This window comes from Streptomyces sp. SPB074, from assembly GCF_000154905.1.
GTDB lineage: Bacteria > Actinomycetota > Actinomycetes > Streptomycetales > Streptomycetaceae > Streptomyces.
On the sequence record NZ_GG770539.1, the window covers coordinates 4,123,046 to 4,125,094 of the forward strand.

Consider the following 2,049-nt stretch of genomic DNA (forward strand, 5'->3'; position numbering starts at 1 on the left):
CGGGTCTGTTCTACGCTCCCATCGTGCCAGTGATTGCTGGCGTGGTTACTCGGAGCGTGTGGGAGGCGGCTCGATGGCGGAGACAAGTGGTGGTGGCACCCACGTGCGGGTGGCCGTGGTCGGTTCGGGGTTCGGGGGGCTCGGGGCGGCGGTGCGCCTGCGGCGGGAGGGGGTGACGGACTTCGTCGTGCTGGAGCGGTCGGGGTCCGTCGGCGGGACCTGGCGCGACAACACGTATCCGGGCTGTGCCTGCGACGTGCCCTCGCACCTGTACTCCTTCTCCTTCGCGCCCAACCCCGAGTGGCCGCGCACCTTTTCGGGGCAGCCGCACATCCGCGCCTACCTGGAGCGGGTCGCCGACACCTTCGGGCTCCGGCCGCACCTGCGCTTCGGCAGCGAGGTGCGGCACATGCGCTGGGACGGCGCGCGGATGCGCTGGGAGCTGGACACGGCCTCGGGCCCGTACACCGCGGATGTCGTGGTCTCGGCGACCGGGCCGCTCTCGGACCCGAAGATCCCGGACATTCCCGGGCTCGGCACCTTCCCCGGCGAGGTCTTCCACTCGGCGCGCTGGGACCACGACTACGAGCTGCGGGGCAAGCGCGTCGCGGTGATCGGTACGGGGGCCTCGGCGATCCAGATCGTGCCCGCGATCCAGCCCGAGGTCGCGCGGCTCACGCTCTTCCAGCGCACGCCGCCCTGGGTCATGCCCCGGATGGACCGCGAGGTGAGCGGTCTGGAGCGGCGGCTGCACCGGGCGCTGCCCTTCACGACCGCCGCCCGCCGGGCCGCGCTGTGGGGCATCCGCGAACTTCAGGTGCAGGCGTTCACGAAGCGGCCCGACGAACTCGGGCTGGTGGAGCGGCTCGCGACGGCGAACATGCGCCGGTCCGTCAAGGACCCCGTGCTGCGCGCGAAGCTGACGCCCTCGTACCGCATCGGCTGCAAGCGCATCCTGCTCTCCAGCGCCTACTACCCGGCGCTCGCGCGGCCGAATGTGGACGTCGTCGCCTCCGGGCTCCGCGAGATCCGCGGCAACACCCTCGTCGCCGCCGACGGTTCGACCGCCGAGGCCGACGCGATCGTCTTCGGCACCGGCTTCCACGTGACGGACATGCCGATCGCCGAGCGCGTCGTGGGCGCCGGGGGGCAGACGCTCGCCGAGAGCTGGAAGGACGGCATGGCCGCGCTGCGCGGGGCGACCGCGAGCGGCTTCCCGAACTTCATGACCGTCATCGGTCCCAACACCGGCCTCGGCAACTCCTCGATGATCCTCATGATCGAGGCTCAGCTGAACTACCTCGCCGACTACCTCCGCCAGCTCGACGTGCTCGGCCCGCGCTCGGCGCTCGTCCCGCGCCCCGCCGCGGTCGACGCCTGGAACGCGCGCGTCCAGACGCGGATGGAGCGCACGGTGTGGAACACCGGCGGCTGCACGAGCTGGTACCTCGACGCCTCGGGGCGCAATACGACGATCTGGCCGGGCACGACGGCCGAGTTCCGCGCCGCGACCCGCCGCGTCGATCTCCTGGAGTACGACGTACTGCGGCCCCCGCGCACCGGCACGACACCGGAGCCCGGCCGCGGCGCGCTGCGCGCGGAGGAGGTGGCGGCCGCGTGAGCCCGCTGCTGAGGAACCCCGGTCACGCCGTGCGCGGTACGTACGTGCCGCCCGTGCCCGTGCGCGAACCGTGCGTCGTCTCGGCGGACGGCTCGGTCGTGCACGTCGAGGTCTTCGGGCCCGAGGACGCGCCCGCCGTCGTGCTCGCGCACGGCTGGACGTGCTCGATCGCCTTCTGGGCGGCGCGTTCCGCGCGCTCGCCCCCGACCACCGCGTCATCTCCTACCAACAGCGCGTTTGCTGCCGCAGCCCCGCGCCCCCCGGCCCGCTCGGGTACAGCCCGAAGGCGCTCGCCGACGATCTCGAAGCGGTCCTCGAAGCGACCCTCGCCCCGGGCGCACCGGCCGTGCTCGCCGGGCACTCCATGGGCGGCATGACCTTCATGGCCGCGGCCGGGCGCCCCGCCTTCCGCGAGCACGCCGCCGCCG

Annotated in this window: 1 protein-coding gene and 1 pseudogene; both read left to right on the forward strand. The window is 73.4% G+C overall.

Translation table 11 applies throughout. The features are described 5' to 3' along the window. Nucleotides 1–73: 73 nt before the first annotated feature. Nucleotides 74–1,621 carry a flavin-containing monooxygenase gene (locus SSBG_RS17160; RefSeq protein WP_008747362.1) on the forward strand — a complete coding sequence of 516 codons (1,548 nt, stop codon included), beginning with the start codon at nucleotides 74–76 and terminating at the stop codon, nucleotides 1,619–1,621. 29 nt (nucleotides 1,622–1,650) lie between these two features. Further along, nucleotides 1,651–2,049: pseudogene (locus SSBG_RS17165) on the forward strand (alpha/beta fold hydrolase); the annotation flags it as partial.